Origin of the sequence: Streptomyces sp. NPDC126510 (genome assembly GCF_040302345.1) — a bacterium.
Lineage (GTDB): Bacteria > Actinomycetota > Actinomycetes > Streptomycetales > Streptomycetaceae > Streptomyces.
This window is the reverse complement of the sequence record NZ_JBEORR010000007.1, coordinates 121,035-138,251: the sequence shown is the minus strand read 5'-3', so window position 1 is coordinate 138,251 and position 17,217 is coordinate 121,035. Positions and strand designations below refer to the sequence as shown.

The following is a 17,217-nucleotide window of genomic DNA, read 5'->3' as shown; positions in this document are numbered from 1 at the left end:
CGCCGGACTCTACCGCCCGGGTGTGTCTCACTCCATGAACCCGCTGTTTCGCCGCTGAACGCGCAGGGCACATCAGACGTTAAAGACGGTGAAAGGATGCGGGGGCAAGAAAGAAGGGACGCCGACAGGGCGTCCCTTGCACTTCAGACAACTAGGCGGTTGTGACGGGCGGCCCAACCACTGCTGTGCTGTTGTGGAGCGGTGCAGTGATCAGGTGAGCGCAGGCTCCGCCTGGTGTGCGTCAACGCTCTCCATGATCCTGTCGTGAGAAGCGGCAGCCGTGAGCGCCTCGTTCTCAGCCTGGATTCGTCCGAGCTCGGATTCCAGGTCCTGGACGCGCTGCTGGAGCCGTCGCATCTCGGCGAGGAGTCGCGGGTCGGAGCCGCCGACGTAACCGAGAAGCGCCTTTGCCATGATGGATGGTCCTCCACAATGCGTGACCGACCGCTGCGGTGTGGGTCGTGAGGGAATCGCACCCGCGGTTCTGGCACGGCCTGGAGTTGTACTGCCGTTCAGCCATGCCAAACAGCTAAGGTGCGCGGGGCTTTCAGCGTCTCACCAAAAAGTTTGACGGTCAACACGATCACGCCCCGTATTGGGGGGCGGCCCGGGCGCGCGCGGCCTGGAACGGCCGTACTGCGGCTTCTGCGGGGCCCTCGGGGCGTGGCGATCATCCTTGCGTGTGGAGCGGGGCAAGGCAAGCGGTTCCGGCAATCACCAGCAAGTTTCCTCTCCGGGCGGCTGCCCGCACCCCGCCCGGAGGCCGCCTCATGAGCCGCCCGGCGGGCGTGATCAGCGGATGGCGAAGCCCTCGTAGCCGCCGCGCGGTGTGTCCCAGATCTCGGTGACCCCGTCCACGCGGCCGGGCGTGTCGTCACCCTGGAGCCACTCCAGCAGGCCCTCGCAGCCCTCCCGCCCGCCCTCGGCGACCACTTGGACACGGCCGTCGCCCAAATTGAGAGCAAAGCCACTCAGGCCGCCGATCTCCAACACCTTGGCCCGCGTGAACCAGCGGAAACCCACACCTTGGACGCGTCCACGCACCCAGGCGACCAGTCGCACATCCTCGCTCATGACTGCAACCTAACCGCCCGAACTCGCTCCGGGCACTTCCTCCACTTGCGCCATGCGGTACCGTCCCCCCTCAACGAATCTCATATGAAACTCACACGATCGAGTGAGTTTGGTGTTGATCTCGAGGACGAGTCGACCGCCAGGACGAGGAAGGCCAGGACATGGGACGCCACCGACGCTCCGACGCCGGCCGCGCCGCCACGGGCCGCGCCACGGGAATCACCCACGCCGAAGGCTTCGCGGAGGGTCACGATTCGCTGTACCCCACCGCGGACGACGCTCCGACGATGGGCATCGCGCCCTATCTGAACCCGGAGGCGTACGCCGACAGCTACGCGAAGAGCGAGGCGTACCTGTTCGCCGCCGAGGAATCCGAGGGGTCCTCCGCAGGTGACCGCTACGGCGCCACGGCCCTCTTCGCGAGCGACGGCTTCACGCCCGACGGCGGCGCCCGGCGCGCAGGTTCGCACCGCCGGCGCAAGAAGGCCGCCCGGCCGATGCGCACCGGGCTGCTCGGCGTCTCCGCCGCCGTAGCCCTCGGCACGGTCGCGGTCGCCACGGGCGCGGTGCCCGGCCTCGACAACTACAAGCTCGGCGGGGGCGGCGGGGCCGACAAGGTCCAGGCCGGGGACACCCCGACGAACACCCCGATCGAGCAGGGCGGCACCGCCGGCACCGCCGACAGCCGGGACGACACGTCCACCAGCCGGGACGCCGAGCGCTCGGCCACACCGTCGCCGTCCGCCTCGAAGACCTCGGCCGCGCCGACGAAGACGCCGGACAAGCCCGAGAAGACGCAGGAGAAGACTCCGGAGAAGAAGGAGCCGGCGGCCACCCCGAGCAAGAAGCCGGACACCACGCCTTCCCGCACTGCCACGAAGGCGCCGAGGACCCCCAGCGCCTCCGCCGCCCTGTCCGGGGAGTCCGCCGCCGCGGCCCAGGTGCTCAGCCTCGTGAACGAGGAGCGGGCCAAGGTGGGCTGCAGCCCGGTCGCCGCCAACAGCGCTCTCACCGGCCTGGCCCAGAGCTACAGCGAGGACATGGCGGCGCGCGGCTTCTTCGACCACACCGACCCGGACGGCCGCACTCCCTGGGACCGGGCCGAGAAGGCCGGGATATCCAACCTCGGCGGGGAGAACATAGCCCGCGGTCAGGCGACCGCGGCGGCCGTGATGGACGCCTGGATGAACAGCCCCGGCCACCGCGCCAACATACTGAACTGCGACTTCAAGACGCTGGGCGTCGGAGTCGAGTTCGGTTCCGGCGGCCCCTGGTGGACGCAGAACTTCGGCTACTAGACCCTGCTGACGGCACCCGGGTGACGGGCGGGCCCGGAAAGGTCTGTAACCGCACAGGGCGCTAACCCGTGGTTAGCGCAACCTTTCAGTTAGCGCTGTGCTGGCGTACGCTGGGCGTATGACCACCACCCAGGGACTCCCGGAAGGCCTCGACGAGCTCCCGTTCAACGTGTTCGCCAAAGCCTGCCCGTCGCGCGGCACGCTGGAGCACGTCACGGGCCGCTGGGGCGGCCTCGCGCTCGGCGCCCTGTACGAGGGTTCGCTGCGCTTCAACGAGCTGCGCCGCCGCGTCGACGGGGTCAGCGAGAAGATGCTGTCCCAGACGCTGCACGCCCTGGAGCGCGACGGTCTGGTCCACCGTGAGGCCCAGCCGACCAATCCGCCCCGGGTGGACTACGAACTGACGCCGCTCGGGCGGGACGTGGCCGAGCGGCTGCTCGCCCTGATCCACTTCGTGGAGGGCAGCATGGAGCAGGTGCTGGCCGCGCGCGAGCGGTACGACTCCGCTAGGGCGTGATCCTGGGCGGCCGCTGGCACTTCGGGCAGTAGTAGCTCGACCGGTTCATCCAGGGCCGGCGCCGCATGGGCGTCCCACAGCGCCGGCAGGGCAGGCCCTCGCGCCCGTACGCGTCGAGCGACCGGTCGAAGTAGCCCGACTCGCCGTTGACGTTGACGTACAGGCTGTCGAAGCTGGTGCCGCCCACCGCGAGGGCGGCGTTCATCACGTCCCGTACGTGCCCCAGCAGCATCAGGGCGCGGGGGCGGGTGAACGTCGCGGTCGGGCGCTCGTAGTGGATGCGGGCGCGCCACAGGGCCTCGTCCGCGTAGATGTTGCCGACCCCGCTGATCAGCGACTGGTCGAGCAGGGCCCGTTTGATCGTGGACCGCTTGCGGCGCAGCGCCCGGTGGAAGGCCTCGTCGTCGAAGAGTTCGTCGAGCGGGTCCCGGGCGATGTGCGCGATGACGTCCGGCAGGCCGTCGGGGGTGTTGTCGTGCAGCGAGAGGCCGCCGAAGGTGCGCTGGTCGACGAAGCGGAGTTCGGTGTCCAGGGCGTCGGTGAAGCGGACGCGGATGCGCAGGTGCTTCTCGTCCGGCGCGGTGTCCGGCTGGACCAGGAGCTGGCCGCTCATGCCGAGGTGGGCCAGGACCGACTGGTCGGTGTCCTCCAGGGGCAGCCACAGGTACTTGCCGCGCCGGCTGGGGACGCCGATGCGGTGGCCCTTCAGACGGTGTGCGAAGTCGTCGGCGCCCGCGAGATGGCGGCGTACCGCGCGCGGGTGCAGCACCTCGGCCTCGGCGACGGTCCGGTGGGCGACCCACCGCTCGAGACCGCGCCGCACGACCTCGACTTCGGGCAACTCGGGCATGGGCTCCCCCGTCACGGACCTGTGGATGACGCGAGCGCCCGCCCCGGGCAGGGGCGGGCGCTCGGGTGCGCTGTGCTTGCCGCCCGGTGAGGGCGGCGGCGGTCAGCCGCCGACGCTGCCGTCGGAGACCGTGTGGGCGGCCTGAACGGCTGCCGTCTGCGTCGCCTCGGCGTCCTTCGCCGCCTTGGCGCGCTCGTCCGCCGCGGCCCGGATGGACCGCCACGCGGACTCGGCGGCCTGCTGCTCCGCCTCCTTCTTGCTGCGGCCGGTGCCGGTGCCGTACGAGACGCCTCCGACGCGGGCAGCAGCAGTGAAGGTCTTCTCGTGATCGGGGCCCGTCTCCGTGACCAGGTACTCGGGGACACCGAGCCCCTCGGTCGCGGTGAGCTCCTGGAGACTGGTCTTCCAGTCCAGGCCGGCTCCGAGGTTCGAAGACTTCTCGATCAGGGGGTCGAACAGGCGGTGCACGAGCTCCGCCGCCGAGTCCAGTCCCTGGTCCAGGTAGACCGCGCCGATCACCGCTTCGAGGGTGTCGGCGAGGATGGACGCCTTGTCCCGGCCGCCCGTGCCCTCTTCACCCCGGCCGAGCCGGATGAAGGAGCCCAGGTCGAGCCCGCGGCCCACCTCGGCGAGCGCACGCGAGTTCACCACCGCGGCCCGCAGCTTGGCCAGCTGGCCTTCTGGCAGGTCGGGGTGGATGCGGTACAGCGTGTCCGTGACCACGAGGCCGAGGACGGAGTCCCCGAGGAACTCCAGGCGCTCGTTGGTCGGCAGACCGCCGTTCTCGTATGCGTACGACCGGTGGGTCAGTGCGCGCACCAGAAGGGCGGACTCGAGCTTGTACCCGAGCCGCCCTTCCAGAAGCGTGTGGGACGAGGCCTGGTTGTCCGCCGGAGCACTCCCGCTCGCACGGGAAGACTTGTTCTTAGGCGTGGACACAGTGCCTCTCACCAGCCGCTCAGACCTCGAGGACCTGGCGCTTGTTGTAGGTGCCGCACGACGGGCACGCGATGTGCTGCTGCTTGGGCTCGTGGCAGCGCTCGCACGCAACCAGGGTGGGGACCGCAGCCTTCCACTGCGACCGGCGGTGGCGCGTGTTGCTGCGCGACATCTTCCGCTTCGGAACAGCCACGGCTACTTCTCCTGCTTCTCGTCGACGCCCGCTTCCGCTTCGGCGCCGCTCATCTCGTCCTTCTCGCCGTCCTTCATGGTGCCGGCGAGTCCCTGCAATGCCGCCCAACGGATGTCGACGGCGTCATGGTGGTGGTCCGGGTCGTCCGCCAGCCGCGCGCCGCACTCGGCACACAGCCCGGGGCAGTCTTCCCGGCACACCGGCTGCATCGGCAGTGCGAGCACCACCGCATCACGCAGCACGGGCTCGAGGTCGAACAAGCCGTCCTCGAGGAAGAGCCTGTCCTCGTCGTCCTCGGCGTCGTCGCCCGGTTCCGCGATCACGCGGCCCCGGTCGTCGGCGTCAGGGTACGAGAACATCTCCTGGAACTCCGCTTCGAGCTGCTGCTCGAGCGGCTCCAGACACCTTACGCACTCCCCCTCGGCCGCGGCACGGGCGGTGCCTGTGACGAGCACCCCTTCCATGACCGACTCCAGGCGGAGTTCGAGCTCCACCGGGGCGCCTTCCGGCACTCCGATGACTCCCTTGATACCGAGGTCCTTGGGAGCGTCGACCGTGCGGGTCAGGCGCTGCAGCGCACCAGGCCGCCGGCCCAGCTCGTGCGTATCGAACACGAGGGGGTTGCGGTGGTCGAGGCGGGCGTTCAGGGCCATTCCAACTTTCGGTCTGCTGAGCTCGGGGGTACGCCGCCCTTCGTCGTTCCCGGGCAGCGTTGATCGCGGACGTACGCGCGACCGAAGAGCCAGGATACTGGACCATTCGCTCTCGGCCCAATCCGGGGCTCAGCCCTGGCCGCGGCCCTGTTCGTAAGCCCGCAGCTGCTCGGCGCTGATCATGCCGGTGTCGAAGAGACTGGTCTCGTCGAGGGCGTAACCCTGCTGGGTGTGGTGACCCTGCTGCGGCTGCTGCTGGACCTGGTTCGGGTCGTAGGCGGCCTGCTGGGGGTCGTAGCCCTGGAAGGGGGCACCTCCCGCCGGAGCGTAGCCGGGGGTGGCGGAATAGGGATCGGCGTGCTGGTAGCCGTAGGGGTCCTGCTGGGCGGCGTAGGCCTGCTGCGGGTAGCCGCCGTACGGATCGGGCTGCTGGGCGGGGTCGCCTCCCGCCGGGGTGTAGCCGGCGGCCGGGGCGTACGCCGGCTGCGGCTGTCCGTAGTCCTGCTGCTGGGCGGACTGTGCGGCCGAGGTCTCCCGCTCGGCGAGGGCGGCCAGGTCGGCGAGGTAGTCGGCGTCGCTGGAGTGCTGGACGGTGCTCGCGTCGTCGGCGAGGGAGCCGAGGTCGTCGGTGGCGATCCGGCCGTGCAGCTTCTGCCGACCGCGGCCGACGGCCTCCAGAGTCTTGGCGAGGACCGCCTCGAAGGCGCCGAGCTTGACGTCGACGTACTCGTCGGCGCTGCGGCGCTGGGTCTCCGGGTCGTGGCTGCGCTCGGGGGCGTCCTCGTCCTCGTACCCCTGCTCGTCGGTGCCGGGGCCGGTGCCCAGGAGCTTCTCGCGGCCGCGGCCGACGGAGCCGAGGGTCTTGGTGAGGACGACCTCGAAGTTGGCGAGCTTGGAGTCGACGTACTCGTCGGCCTCGGCGCGGATCTCCTCGGCCTCCTGGCGGGCCTCGGCGAGGATCCGGTCGGCCTCGGCCTGGGAGCGGCGGGCGACCTCGGTACCCGAGATCAGCGACCCGCGCTCGGCGTGCGCGCTCTCGATGATCTGCTGGGCCTCATGGCGGGCCTGCTCGACCATCTGCTCGCGGCCGCCGATCAGCTCCTGGGCCTGGGCGAGGGAGTCGGGCAGCGCCGCGCGTACCTCGTCCAGCATCGCGAGCAGGTCGGCGCGGTTGACCACGCACGAGGCCGACATGGGCATGGACCGGGCGCCGGAGACCGCGGAGACGATCTCGTCGAGCTTCTTCTGCACGTCCACCGTGTGCTCGCCACTCTCTACAGATGCGTTGGAGACGGACGGGACGACTGTACGGCCATGAGGTCGCCCCGGGACACCGGGTGACGGGCAGTCAGGCCCCGTGGAGCCGCCGGGGACCGGCTCAGTCCTTCCTCAGGCGCTCGGTGAGCTCCTGGAGGACCTCGGCCGGCACCAGGTGGGAGACGTCGCCGCCCCAGGTCGCGACCTCCTTGACCAGGGAGGACGACAGGAAGCTGTAGGTGGGGTTGGTGGGGATGAAGAGGGTCTCCACGCCCGAGAGGCCGTTGTTCATCTGGGCCATCTGCAGCTCGTAGTCGAAGTCGCTGACCGCGCGCAGGCCCTTGACGATGGCGGGGATGTCGCGCTGCTTGCAGAAGTCGACGAGCAGGCCGTGGAAGGCTTCCACGCGGACGTTGCCGTACTCGGCGGTGACCCGGCGGATCAGGTCGATCCGCTCCTCGATCTCGAAGAGGCCCTTCTTGGCCTGGTTGATCATCACCGCGACGTAGACCTCGTCGTACAGCCTGGAGGCGCGGGAGATGATGTCGAGGTGTCCGTTGGTGATCGGGTCGAACGACCCGGGACATACGGCGCGGCGCACTTGTGATCCCTCGCTCTCCGGTCCGGTCATCGTGCGTCTTCGCACGTAGAGGCGGCGCGACCGTACCAAAACGTTCCCTCGCCGTAGCGACGGGCCCGGAGGGGTTCGAAACCCTCGGGCCACCGGAATTCACCGCCTCTGGTGCTGCGCTCCACGGTGACGAGGGCTTCTCCGGCGAGCCAGCCCTCCGAGCGGAGTGTGAGGAGGATCTCCCGAAGATCGTCGTCCGTGACGGCGTACGGGGGGTCGAGGAAGACGAGGTCGTACGGGGCGCCGGGGGGTGACGTCCGGATGATCTGTTCGGCTTTGCCGGATCTGACCTCGGCGCCGGGGAGGCCGAGGTTCTTCACGTTCTCGCGGACCGTGCGGACGGCTTTGGCGTCGGCCTCGACGAGGAGGGTGTGGCTCGCGCCCCGGGACAGGGCCTCCAGGCCCACTGCGCCCGAGCCGGCGTAGAGGTCGAGGACGCGTTCGCCGTCCAGGGGGCCGCCGAGGAGGGACTGCCAGGTGGAGAAGAGGCCCTCGCGTGCGCGGTCGGAGGTGGGGCGGGTGCCGTTGCCGGGGGGTACGGCCAGTCGACGTCCGCCGGCTGTGCCGGCGATCACGCGGGTCATCTGTGGTCCTTGGTCGTGGGCGGCTTTCGGTATCAGTGTGGCTGGTCGCGCAGTTCCCCGCGCCCCTGAAAGACGGCCAGTCCCCCTCACCCCTTCTCCAGGTACTGCTCCCGCTCCTCGTCCAAGAGGGCGTCCAGTGCCGTGCGCAGGGCCGGGAGGTGGGTCAGCTCCGGGTCGTTCGCGACCACCGCCGCCGCCTCCTCCCTCGCCTCGGCGATGATCTCCTCGTCCTCGATGACGGCGAGGACCTTCAAGGATGTGCGGGCACCCGACTGGGCCTGGCCCAGGACATCGCCCTCGCGGCGTTGTTCCAGGTCGATGCGGGACAGTTCGAAGCCGTCGAGGGTGGCGGCCACCGCGCCCAGGCGCTGTCGGGCCGGGCTCGCCTCGGGCATCTCGGTGACCAGGAGGCAGAGGCCGGGGGCCGAGCCGCGGCCCACTCGGCCGCGCAGCTGGTGGAGCTGGGAGACGCCGAAGCGGTCGGCGTCCATGATCACCATGGCGGTGGCGTTGGGGACGTTGACACCGACCTCGATGACCGTCGTGGCGACGAGGACATGGGTCTCCCCGGCGGCGAAGCGGCGCATGACGGCGTCCTTGTCGTCGGGGTGCATCCTGCCGTGCAGAACCTCGACCTTGAGCCCCTGCAGGGGGCCCTTGGTGAGCTGGTCGGCCACCTCGAGGACGGCGAGGGGCGGGCGCTTCTCCGCCTCGTCCTCCGGGGACTTCTTCTTCGCGGACTTCTTGGGGTCGTCCTCCTCGTCACCGATGCGGGGGCAGACCACGTACGCCTGGTGGCCGTTCTCCACCTCCTCACGAACCCTTTCCCACGCGCGCGACAGGAAGTGGGGCTTGTCGGCGGCCGGGACCACATGGCTGGCGATCGGCGAACGGCCGGCCGGCAACTGGTCGAGGACGGAGGTCTCCAGGTCGCCGAAGACGGTCATTGCGACGGTGCGCGGGATGGGCGTGGCGGTCATGACCAGCAGATGCGGCGGTTGCTTGCCCTTGCCGCGCAGGGCGTCGCGCTGCTCGACGCCGAAGCGGTGCTGTTCGTCGACCACGACCAGGCCCAGGTCGTGGAACTGCACCTTGTCCTCGATCAGCGCGTGCGTGCCGATGACGACGCCGGCCTCGCCGGTGGTGAGGTCGAGCAGGGCGTGCCGCCGGGCGGCCGCCCCCATGGAACCGGTGAGCAGCACGACCTTGGTGGCCTGCTCGGCCCCGCCCAGCATGCCGCCCTCGGCCAGCTCTCCCATCATCTCGACGATGGACCGGTGGTGCTGCTGAGCGAGCACTTCGGTGGGCGCGAGCAGGGCGGCCTGACCACCGGCGTCGACCACGGCGAGCATGGCGCGCAACGCGACCATGGTTTTCCCGGAACCCACCTCCCCCTGCAACAGCCGGTGCATCGGATGGCTCGTGGCCAGGTCGTCGAAGATCTCCCGGGAGACGCGCTGCTGGCCGTCGGTGAGGGTGAAGGGGAGGCGGGCGTCGAAGGCGGTGAGGAGGCCGTCGGGGGCCGGCTTGCGCGGGACGGCGGGGAGTTGGGCGTCGGCGTGCCGGCGACGGGCCAGGGCGACCTGGAGGACGAAGGCCTCGTCCCACTTGAGGCGGGAGCGGGCGTCCTCGATGTCGGCCTTGGTGTGCGGGCGGTGGATCTTGAGGAGGGCTTCGGGGAGCGGGACCAGGCCGCGGCCCTCGCGCAGGGAGTCCGGGAGCGGATCGACGGCCTCCTGGGCGGTGGGCAGGACCGTCTGGATCGCTTTGCCGATCTTCCAGGACTCGAGCTTGGCGGTGGCGGGGTAGATCGGGATCAGGGCACCCGCCCAGGTCTCGACGGACTCCTCCGGGTCGCCGCGCAGCAACTCGTAGGCCGGGTGCGCTAGTTGGAGACGGCGGTTGAAGACGGAGACCTTGCCGGCGAACATCGCGCGGGTGCCCGGCAGGAGTTCCTTGTGGGGCTTGTGGACGCCCGCGCCGAAGAAGACCAGTTGGAGCCGGCCGCTGCCGTCCGTGATCGTGACCTCCAGACGCTGGCCCTTGCCGCGCGGGGCCTTGGCTGAGGCGAACGTGTGCAGGCGAGCGTCGGCGACCTGCGCGACCACCGTGACGTGCTCGTCCATGGGGAGGTCGGCGAGGTGCGTGAGCTGACCGCGCTCCTCGTATCTGCGCGGGTAGTGGTGCAGGAGGTCGCCGACGGTGAGCAGGCCGAGGTGCTCGGCCATCACCTTCGCGGTGGCGGGTCCGAGCACCGACTTCAGCGGCTGGCGCAGGGGTTCTTCCAGTGCGGGCACGAGATCCATTGCACACCACGCCACTGACATTGGCTTCCAGGCCCACGGCCGGACCGTCGTAAAGATCCCGGAAACCCCTGGTCAGGCGGCTCACCAGAGCCTTAGGATGACGCGCTCCCGGCCCTCTTCGCGGTCACCGCCCCACCGGGACCGCCCGACCCCGCGCCGTCGCGAGTCCCCCACCGGCGCCGTGATGATGGACTCCCAGACCTCACAGCCCTCCCCGGCACCCCATTCGCCCCCGTCACCTCATTCGTTCCAGGTCGACCTGCGTGGTCTGGTGGACCTGCTCTCCCACCACCTCTACTCCAGTCCCAAGGTGTATCTGCGCGAGCTGCTGCAGAACGCCGTGGACGCCGTCACGGCCCGGCTGGTGGACGAGCCGGACGCCCCTGCCCGGGTCCGGCTGCACGCCGAGGGCGGTGCCCTGCGCGTCGAGGACACCGGCGTGGGGCTCACCGAGGCGGACGTGCACAGCCTGTTGGCCACCATCGGGCGCAGCTCCAAGCGGGCCGAGGGGCTGGAAGAGGCGCGGTCCGACTTCCTCGGGCAGTTCGGCATCGGACTGCTGGCCTGTTTCGTCGTCGCCGAGCGGATCCGGGTCGTCAGCCGCAGCGCCCGTACGCCCGGGGCGCCGCCGGTGGAGTGGACGGCGTCCGACGACGGTTCGTACACCGTGCGGACGCTGCCGGACGCCGAGATGCCCGAACCGGGCACGACCGTGCACCTGGTGGCCAGGGCCGGGGCCGCGGAGTGGCTCGCGCCCGAACGGGTCGAGGCGCTGGCCCGGGACTTCGGGTCGCTGCTGCCGTACGACGTCCGGGTGGGCGGCGAGGCGGTCACCGACCTCCCGGCGCCCTGGGACCGTCCGTACCCGGGCCCGGCCGCCCGTCGCGTGGCTCTCGCCCGGCACTGTCACGACCTGTTCGGCTTCGCCCCGCTGGACACGATCGACCTGTCCGTGCCGCTGGCAGGCATCCGCGGGGTGGCGTACGTGCTGCCGTCGGCGGTGAACCCGGCCCAGCGCGCGGGTCACCGGGTGCACCTCAAGGGCATGCTGCTCACCGAGCGGGCCGAACAGCTGCTGCCCGACTGGGCGTTCTTCGTGCGCTGCGTCCTCGACACGGACAGCCTGCGGCCCACGGCGTCACGCGAGTCGCTGTACGAGGACGAGACGCTGGCCGGCGTGCGGGAGGCGCTGGGCGAGCGGATCCGTGCCTGGCTGACCGGGCTGGCGGCCGGTGATCCGGACCGGCTGGCCGCGTTCCTGTCGGTGCACCACCTGGGCGTGAAGTCGCTGGCCCGGCACGACCGGGAGATGCTGCGCACGATGCTCCCGTGGCTGCCGTTCGAGACGACCGACGGGCGGCTGTCCCTGGAGGAGTTCGCACAGCGGCATCCGGTGGTGCACTTCACGCGGACCGTCGAGGAGTACCGGCAGGTCGCGCCGATCGCGTCCGCGCAGGGCATCGGCGTGGTCAACGGCGGCTACACGTACGACGGCGAGCTGGTGCAGGCGCTGCCGACGGTGCGGCCGGGCACCGTGGTCGCCGAGCTGGACGCGGAGACGGTCACCGCGCACCTGGACGCGGTCGACCCGGCCGAGGAGCCGGCCCTGTCCGGCTTCCTGGCGGCGGCCCGGGCCCGGCTCGACCCGCTCGGCTGTGACGTCGTCCTGCGGGCTTTCCACCCGCTCTCCGTGCCCGCGCTGCACCTCGACGACCGGGACGCCCGGCACGAGCAGGCCCGGGCGGACGCCGAGGCGCAGGCCGACGACCTGTGGGCGGGCATCCTCGGCTCCTTGCGCGGCAGCGCCCCCCGCGCGCGGCTGGTGCTCAACCACCTCAACCCGCTCGTGCGGCGGATCAGCGCGCTCCCCGACCCGGAGTTGATCGGCACCGCCACCGAGTCGCTGTACGGGCAGGCGCTGCTGATGGCGCAGCGGCCGCTGAGGCCGGCCGACTCGGCGCTGCTCAACCGCGCGTTCATCGGCCTCCTGGAGTGGGCCACGCACAGCGAGGACGGTCAGGCATGACGGAGATCGCGGACTTCGACGCCCTGCGTGAGGCGATGGCGGAGAACTCCGGGCAGCCGGAGGGGCCGGCCCGCAACGCCCGCGCGGAGGAGCTGCTGACGGCGGCCGAGAAGCTGGGCGTCCCGCTCGCCGTGATCGAGGCCCTCGGCCACCAGCTGAAGGTCTACAACTACAGCTCCGAGAAGGGGAAGATGTTCGTCCCCTTCGCCCGGCTGCTGCGGATGTGGGACGAACGGCCCGAGGACTTCGACGAGTACGAGACCCACTCGCTGCACTGGGTCTTCAAGTGGGTCTCGGCCGGCATGCTGGACCAGCCCCACATCCCGCTCGCGTCGATCGAGAAGTGGCTCGGCGAGATGGAGCACCGCTACCGGCTCGCCGGGCACTCCGAACGGGCCGTGCGCAGCGCCGAGCACAGTGTGGCCGCGCACGTCGGGGACGTGGCGCGGGCCGAGCGGGCGTACGCCGCGTGGCTGGCCGCCGACCGGGACACCATGGCGGACTGCCACGCCTGCGAGTTGCACGGGCAGGGCTGGTGGCAGGCGGAGCTGGGGCGGGACGCCGAGGCGCTTCGGCTGTGGGGGCCGGTGCTGGAGGGCGAGTACGCCTGCGCCCACGAGCCGCACACGGCCCTCGCGTCCTCCCTGGTGCCGCTGCTGCGGCTGGGCCGCCTCGACGAGGCCCGGGCCAACCACCTGCGGGGCTTCCGGCTCGTCCGGGCGATGGAGAGCATGCGCGGTGCGTACGCGGAGCACGTGGAGTTCTGCGCGCTGACCGGCAACGAGGCCCGGGGTCTGGAGCTGCTCGCGGAGCGGCCGGCGTACTTCACCGACGACGGGCATCCGCAGAGCAGGCTGGAGTTCATGAGCGTGGTGGCCCTGCTCATGGACCGGCTGACCGGGCTCGGGCTGGGCGAGCGGCAGGTGCCGGGTCCGGCCGGGCGGGAGTGGACCGCCCGCGAACTCGCCGCGCACGCGCGCGGGGAGGCCCTGGCCCTGGCGGCCCGCTTCGACGAGCGCAACGGCACGGCGCACGTGAGCGAGCGGGCACGCGCGCGTATGGCGCGGCAACCGCTCGCGGAGCGGCTGCCGCTGGGCGTGCGGTCGGTGCGCCCGGCTGCCCCGCCCGTTCCTCCGGCGGCTCCCGTCCACGCCACCGGGCAGCCTGATCTGCCCGCCCTGCTGGCCGAGGCCCGGCGGCTGTCGGACACCCTGCGGCCGAACGCGGTGGAGGCGTGGGCGGCGGCCGCCGAGGCTGCCGCAGACACCGAGCTGGACCCGCGCGACCGTGCCGAGATGGCCGACCACGAGGCGATGTCCCTCGGCCCCGGGGGCACCGGGCTCTTCGAACGGGCCGCAGACCTCTACGCCGAGGCGGGCGACCCGGGCGAGGCCCTCGCGGCACGCGCGCGTGGGGCGTACGTCCGCGCGCTCGCGGGCGACGTGGACGGCGCCGTCGCGGCGGTGACCGGCCTGTACGACGAGATCATCGCGCTGTACGCCGCGGAGGGCACGGGGATGCGGCAGACCGCGTCCGTCGTGATGAGCCGGGCCCGGATCCTGACCCGCCGGGCGCACGAGGGCGAGGGCGACCGGGCCGCTCTCGCCGAGGCCGAGGCGGCCGTCCGTGAGGTCCTCGCGCTCGTCGCCGGCCGGACCGGCGAGGACGTACGGCTGGCCGCGCGGGTCGCCGAGGCGCAGGCGATGCTCGGGGAGCTGGCGGGGCTCGCCGGGGACCTGGAGAGGGCCGCGGAGCTGTTCGCGCGGGGCGCGGCGGCGTTCGTCGCGGCGGGACTGCCGTGGTACGCCGTGGAGTACGAGGCCCGTCTGGCCACCCTCGCCCACCACCTCGGTGACGCGGCGAAGACCGAGCGGGCGCTGCGGGCGGCCCTGGAGCACGGCGGAGCGCACCTGGAAGCGCCGGGCCGGGCCCAGCTGTACCTCCAGCTCGCCGAGGTCGTCGCCGGCCGTGGTGATGCCGTGGAGGCCGCCCGGCATGCCCTGGAGGCCGCGCACTGGGCCGACGAGGCGGGTGAGTCGGCGACGCTGGGGGCCTGGGCGCGACAGCAGCTCGGCGGGTTCCTGCTGCGGCAGGGACGGTGGGCCGAGGCGGCGGAGGTGCTGGAGTCGGCGCTGCCCGACCTGACCGCCGAGACGCACGGCGACGGGGCGGTCGTGCAGACGCAGTGGTGGCTCGGCGACTGCCTGAGCGAGCTCGGCGAGCACCGCGCGGCCGCCGAACGCCGTCTGCAGGCCGCCGAGACCGCCCGGCACTGGCCCGAGCAGCACGACCACGCGACCCTCGCCCACCTGGCCGGGGAGTCCCTCGGGCAGGCCGGACTGCCCGTCGAGGCGGACCGGGCCTACGCCCGCGCGGGCGACCTGTGGCGCGCTCTCGGCGACACCCCCGGCCTGATCCGCTCCCTGCGCGCCCGAGCCTGGCTGGCGTTGGAGACCGAGGGCGGGCCGGCCGAGGCACGTGCCCTGATGGCGGACGCGATCGAAGCGGGCGAAGCGGCACGGGAAGAGGCGTCCGACGAGGAGTCCCGGCAACGGATGGTCGCCGAACTCGGCCACACTCACCGCCAGTTCGCCGACCTGCTGACCCGATCCGTCTCCGAGGGCGCCGAAGGCCCCGCCGTGCGGGCCGTGTTCGAGGAGGCCCTGTCCCGGCTGCAGCGGGCCGCCGAGGTGTTCGCCTCACTCGGGGAGGGCGCCCTGCACAGCCGCACCGGCGCCGAACTCGGCGCGGGCTGGCTGGAGATCGAGCTGGACCGCCCGGCCGCCGCGAGGGCACGGGCGCGCACGGTGCTGGCGGCCTACGAAGGCTACGAAGGCCACGACGACGCCGGTACCGACGCGGCGACCGAGGGTGACGGCGAGGGCCGCTCGACGGTGGGGGCCCGGCGGGCGGAGGCGGAGCACATGCTCCGCGTCGCGTCGGGGGACTGATCGCCCGCAGCACTGCGAGCCGCCGTCACTCCCCGCCGATCCGCACCGGGCCGCTCACTCCACCCCGATGAGGAGCAGGGCCCCCTGCCGTCCGCCCCGGTACAGGACCGTGTCGACGGCGAGGTACCGCTCGCGGACCCGGCTCTCCAGACGCTCGGCGACGGTGTCGGGGACGTCGTCGCCGAGGACCAGGGTGACCATCTCGCCCCCGGCCGAGAGCATGCGGTCCAGGACGGTCTCCGCGGTCACCGCGACGTCCGAGCCGATCACGGCCACGTCCCCGTCGATCAGGCCCAGGACGTCGCCGGCCTGGCAGATGCCGGCCATCGTCCAGGACTGCCGTTCGGCGACGGTGACCTCGGCGTAACGGGTGGCCCCGGCCGCCGAGGTCATGGACACGACGTCCTCGTCGAAGCGACGGTCCGGTTCGTGGACGGCCAGCGCCGCGATGCCCTGGACCGCCGAGCGGGTCGGGATCAGGGCCACCCGGATGCCGTCGGCGCGAACCTGCTCGGCGGCCGCGGCGGCGGTGTGGCGCAGGTCGGCGTCGTTGGGCAGCAGCACGACCTCGCGCGCGTGGGCCCGCCGTACGGCCTGGACGAGCTCGCCGCTCGCGGGCGGCTCCCCGGGGCGGGCGAGCACGGTCGTCGCCCCGGCCTCGGTGTACAGCCCGGCCAGGCCCTCGCCGGGCACGACGGCCACGACCGCCCGCTCGGCGCGCTCCCGAGGCGGCCGCTCGGCGCCGGTGGTGTGCACGTCGCCGGCACCGAAGTGAGTGATGCGGATGCGGTGGGGCCGCCCGGCCTCGATGCCGGCCTCGACGGCCGCGCCGGCGTCGTCGACATGAACATGGACGTTCCACAGCCCGTCGCCGCCGACCACCACCAGGGAGTCCCCGAGGGCGTCGAGCCGCTCCCGCAGCCGCTCCACGGCCGCGTCCTCGGCCTCCAGGAGGTAGATCACCTCGAAGGCGGGCCCCTCCTCGCCCGGCGCGACGGCGGCGCCTTCCGCGCACTCGCCCAGGACGCCGTCGCCGGGAGCGGGGTCCTCGACGGGTGGCACGCGCGCGTGGGGATCCCGTCGAGGGCTCCGCGCCTTCTCCCCCGTGAACGTCTCCACGAGCGCCCCGAGCACCGCGACCAGCCCCCGTCCGCCGGCGTCGACCACCCCGGCGCGCTCCAGGACGGGCAGCCGGCCCGGGGTCTCGGCGAGGGCGGTGCGGGCTCCGTCGTAGGCCGCCCGGGCCACGGTCCCGCAGTCGCCCTCCGCACCGCCGGCCGCGTCGGCGGCGGCCGAGGCGACGGTGAGGACGGTGCCCTCGACGGGATGGGCGACGGCCTGGCGGGCGGAGTCGGCGGCGCGGCGCAGGGCGAGCCCGAGGCTCCGTCCGTCGGCGTGGGCGATGTCGCCGTCGGCGAGCACCTGGGCCATGCCGCGCAGCAGCTGGGCGAGGATCGTCCCGGAGTTCCCGCGGGCGCCGATGAGGGCGCCGTGCGCCATCGCCCGGGCCGCGTCGGCGAGCGTCGGCCCCCCGGACCCCGTGGCACCCGAGCGCGCGGCGCGCGGACCTCCCGTGGCTTCGGGCCCCGCAGCGTGCCCCGCGAACACCGCCTCGACGGCCGCGACCGCGGACTCCACGGTCAGATAGAGGTTGGTGCCGGTGTCGCCGTCCGCCACCGGGTAGACGTTGATCGCGTCGATCTCCTCACGCGACCGCCCCAGTGTCTCCAGCGCGAGACCGCACCAGGTGCGCACCGCGAGAGCATCGAAGAATGTCTGCGGCACCTGCGCCACTACGCCTCCCTGAGCTGCCGGACGTGGCAGGCAGCGTAGACCCCGGGGCGGTGTTCACCGGAAGTGGGAGGGGACCGGGCCCCTGAGCTGCCATGGTAGTTTCGCTCTACGGGTGCAGCCGTTGTATGCTGCTCCGGTTGCCCG

General features: G+C 72.3%; 15 protein-coding genes. 4 read left to right on the top strand and 11 right to left on the bottom strand.

The features are described from left to right. Positions 1–210 precede the first annotated feature (210 nt). Both ABTX60_RS11670 and ABTX60_RS11665 read right to left on the bottom strand, forming a co-directional pair. Positions 211–414 carry a hypothetical protein gene (locus tag ABTX60_RS11670; protein WP_030852030.1) on the bottom strand — a complete coding sequence of 68 codons (204 nt, stop codon included), beginning with the start codon at positions 412–414 and terminating at the stop codon, positions 211–213. 378 nt (positions 415–792) lie between these two features. Further along, positions 793–1,074, bottom strand: coding sequence for an acylphosphatase (locus ABTX60_RS11665; protein ID WP_352096892.1), 282 nt, complete (start codon positions 1,072–1,074; stop codon positions 793–795). Between the two features lie 161 nt (positions 1,075–1,235). Here ABTX60_RS11665 and ABTX60_RS11660 point away from each other — a divergent pair, with 161 nt between their 5' ends. Both ABTX60_RS11660 and ABTX60_RS11655 read left to right on the top strand, forming a co-directional pair. Then, positions 1,236–2,372 carry a CAP domain-containing protein gene (locus ABTX60_RS11660; RefSeq protein WP_352096891.1) on the top strand — a complete coding sequence of 379 codons (1,137 nt, stop codon included), beginning with the start codon at positions 1,236–1,238 and terminating at the stop codon, positions 2,370–2,372. 118 nt (positions 2,373–2,490) lie between these two features. Then, a complete protein-coding gene (locus tag ABTX60_RS11655; protein ID WP_352096890.1) occupies positions 2,491–2,889 on the top strand; it encodes a winged helix-turn-helix transcriptional regulator in 399 nt (132 codons plus the stop codon). On the opposite strand, the gene mutM is transcribed toward ABTX60_RS11655, so the two are convergent. From mutM to recG, 8 genes are all read right to left on the bottom strand, one after another. After that, complete coding sequence (mutM, locus tag ABTX60_RS11650; RefSeq protein ID WP_352096889.1) at positions 2,879–3,739, bottom strand: bifunctional DNA-formamidopyrimidine glycosylase/DNA-(apurinic or apyrimidinic site) lyase; 861 nt, start codon at positions 3,737–3,739, stop codon at positions 2,879–2,881. The genes ABTX60_RS11655 and mutM overlap by 11 nt on opposite strands. A gap of 102 nt (positions 3,740–3,841) precedes the next feature. Then, on the bottom strand, positions 3,842–4,690 hold the full coding sequence (rnc, locus tag ABTX60_RS11645; protein ID WP_352096888.1) for a ribonuclease III: 849 nt from the start codon (positions 4,688–4,690) through the stop codon (positions 3,842–3,844). A 7-nt stretch (positions 4,691–4,697) separates the two neighbouring features. Beyond that, positions 4,698–4,871, bottom strand: coding sequence for a 50S ribosomal protein L32 (gene rpmF / locus ABTX60_RS11640; RefSeq protein WP_003951102.1), 174 nt, complete (start codon positions 4,869–4,871; stop codon positions 4,698–4,700). A gap of 2 nt (positions 4,872–4,873) precedes the next feature. Further along, on the bottom strand, positions 4,874–5,524 hold the full coding sequence (locus ABTX60_RS11635; protein WP_352096887.1) for a YceD family protein: 651 nt from the start codon (positions 5,522–5,524) through the stop codon (positions 4,874–4,876). 129 nt (positions 5,525–5,653) lie between these two features. Continuing rightward, a complete protein-coding gene (locus ABTX60_RS11630; protein WP_352096886.1) occupies positions 5,654–6,781 on the bottom strand; it encodes a cell division initiation protein in 1,128 nt (375 codons plus the stop codon). Positions 6,782–6,902: 121 nt separating this feature from the next. After that, complete coding sequence (gene coaD, locus ABTX60_RS11625; RefSeq protein ID WP_104781443.1) at positions 6,903–7,382, bottom strand: pantetheine-phosphate adenylyltransferase; 480 nt, start codon at positions 7,380–7,382, stop codon at positions 6,903–6,905. A gap of 26 nt (positions 7,383–7,408) precedes the next feature. Continuing rightward, positions 7,409–7,996: a 16S rRNA (guanine(966)-N(2))-methyltransferase RsmD gene (gene rsmD, locus ABTX60_RS11620; protein WP_352096885.1), complete on the bottom strand. Its 588-nt coding sequence runs from the start codon at positions 7,994–7,996 to the stop codon at positions 7,409–7,411. Positions 7,997–8,082: 86 nt separating this feature from the next. After that, positions 8,083–10,302 (bottom strand): ATP-dependent DNA helicase RecG, encoded by a 2,220-nt coding sequence (gene recG, locus ABTX60_RS11615; RefSeq protein ID WP_352096884.1) that lies wholly within the window; start codon positions 10,300–10,302, stop codon positions 8,083–8,085. A gap of 187 nt (positions 10,303–10,489) precedes the next feature. Between recG and ABTX60_RS11610 the strand changes: the two genes are divergently transcribed. Continuing rightward, positions 10,490–12,328 (top strand): HSP90 family protein, encoded by a 1,839-nt coding sequence (locus tag ABTX60_RS11610; protein WP_352097032.1) that lies wholly within the window; start codon positions 10,490–10,492, stop codon positions 12,326–12,328. Continuing rightward, positions 12,325–15,279 carry a tetratricopeptide repeat protein gene (locus ABTX60_RS11605; RefSeq protein ID WP_352096883.1) on the top strand — a complete coding sequence of 985 codons (2,955 nt, stop codon included), beginning with the start codon at positions 12,325–12,327 and terminating at the stop codon, positions 15,277–15,279. Before ABTX60_RS11610 ends, ABTX60_RS11605 begins: the two co-directional genes overlap by 4 nt. 54 nt (positions 15,280–15,333) lie before the next feature. Here ABTX60_RS11605 and ABTX60_RS11600 read toward each other — a convergent pair whose 3' ends face one another. After that, the gene (locus ABTX60_RS11600; RefSeq protein ID WP_352096882.1) at positions 15,334–17,073 is read right to left on the bottom strand and encodes a DAK2 domain-containing protein; all 1,740 of its coding nucleotides are present in this window, start codon (positions 17,071–17,073) and stop codon (positions 15,334–15,336) included. Between the last annotated feature and the right edge of the window lie 144 nt (positions 17,074–17,217).

What these genes read in the sequence shown, in the direction of transcription:
- ABTX60_RS11610 (WP_352097032.1), top strand. Translation starts at nt 10,490, where the DNA reads ATGGACTCCCAGACCTCACAGCCCTCCCCGGCACCCCATTCGCCCCCG.
- ABTX60_RS11660 (WP_352096891.1), top strand. Translation starts at nt 1,236, where the DNA reads ATGGGACGCCACCGACGCTCCGACGCCGGCCGCGCCGCCACGGGCCGC.
- ABTX60_RS11635 (WP_352096887.1), bottom strand. Translation starts at nt 5,524, where the DNA reads ATGGCCCTGAACGCCCGCCTCGACCACCGCAACCCCCTCGTGTTCGAT.
- ABTX60_RS11655 (WP_352096890.1), top strand. Translation starts at nt 2,491, where the DNA reads ATGACCACCACCCAGGGACTCCCGGAAGGCCTCGACGAGCTCCCGTTC.
- ABTX60_RS11665 (WP_352096892.1), bottom strand. Translation starts at nt 1,074, where the DNA reads ATGAGCGAGGATGTGCGACTGGTCGCCTGGGTGCGTGGACGCGTCCAA.
- mutM (WP_352096889.1), bottom strand. Translation starts at nt 3,739, where the DNA reads ATGCCCGAGTTGCCCGAAGTCGAGGTCGTGCGGCGCGGTCTCGAGCGG.
- ABTX60_RS11670 (WP_030852030.1), bottom strand. Translation starts at nt 414, where the DNA reads ATGGCAAAGGCGCTTCTCGGTTACGTCGGCGGCTCCGACCCGCGACTC.
- ABTX60_RS11605 (WP_352096883.1), top strand. Translation starts at nt 12,325, where the DNA reads ATGACGGAGATCGCGGACTTCGACGCCCTGCGTGAGGCGATGGCGGAG.
- recG (WP_352096884.1), bottom strand. Translation starts at nt 10,302, where the DNA reads ATGGATCTCGTGCCCGCACTGGAAGAACCCCTGCGCCAGCCGCTGAAG.
- rsmD (WP_352096885.1), bottom strand. Translation starts at nt 7,996, where the DNA reads ATGACCCGCGTGATCGCCGGCACAGCCGGCGGACGTCGACTGGCCGTA.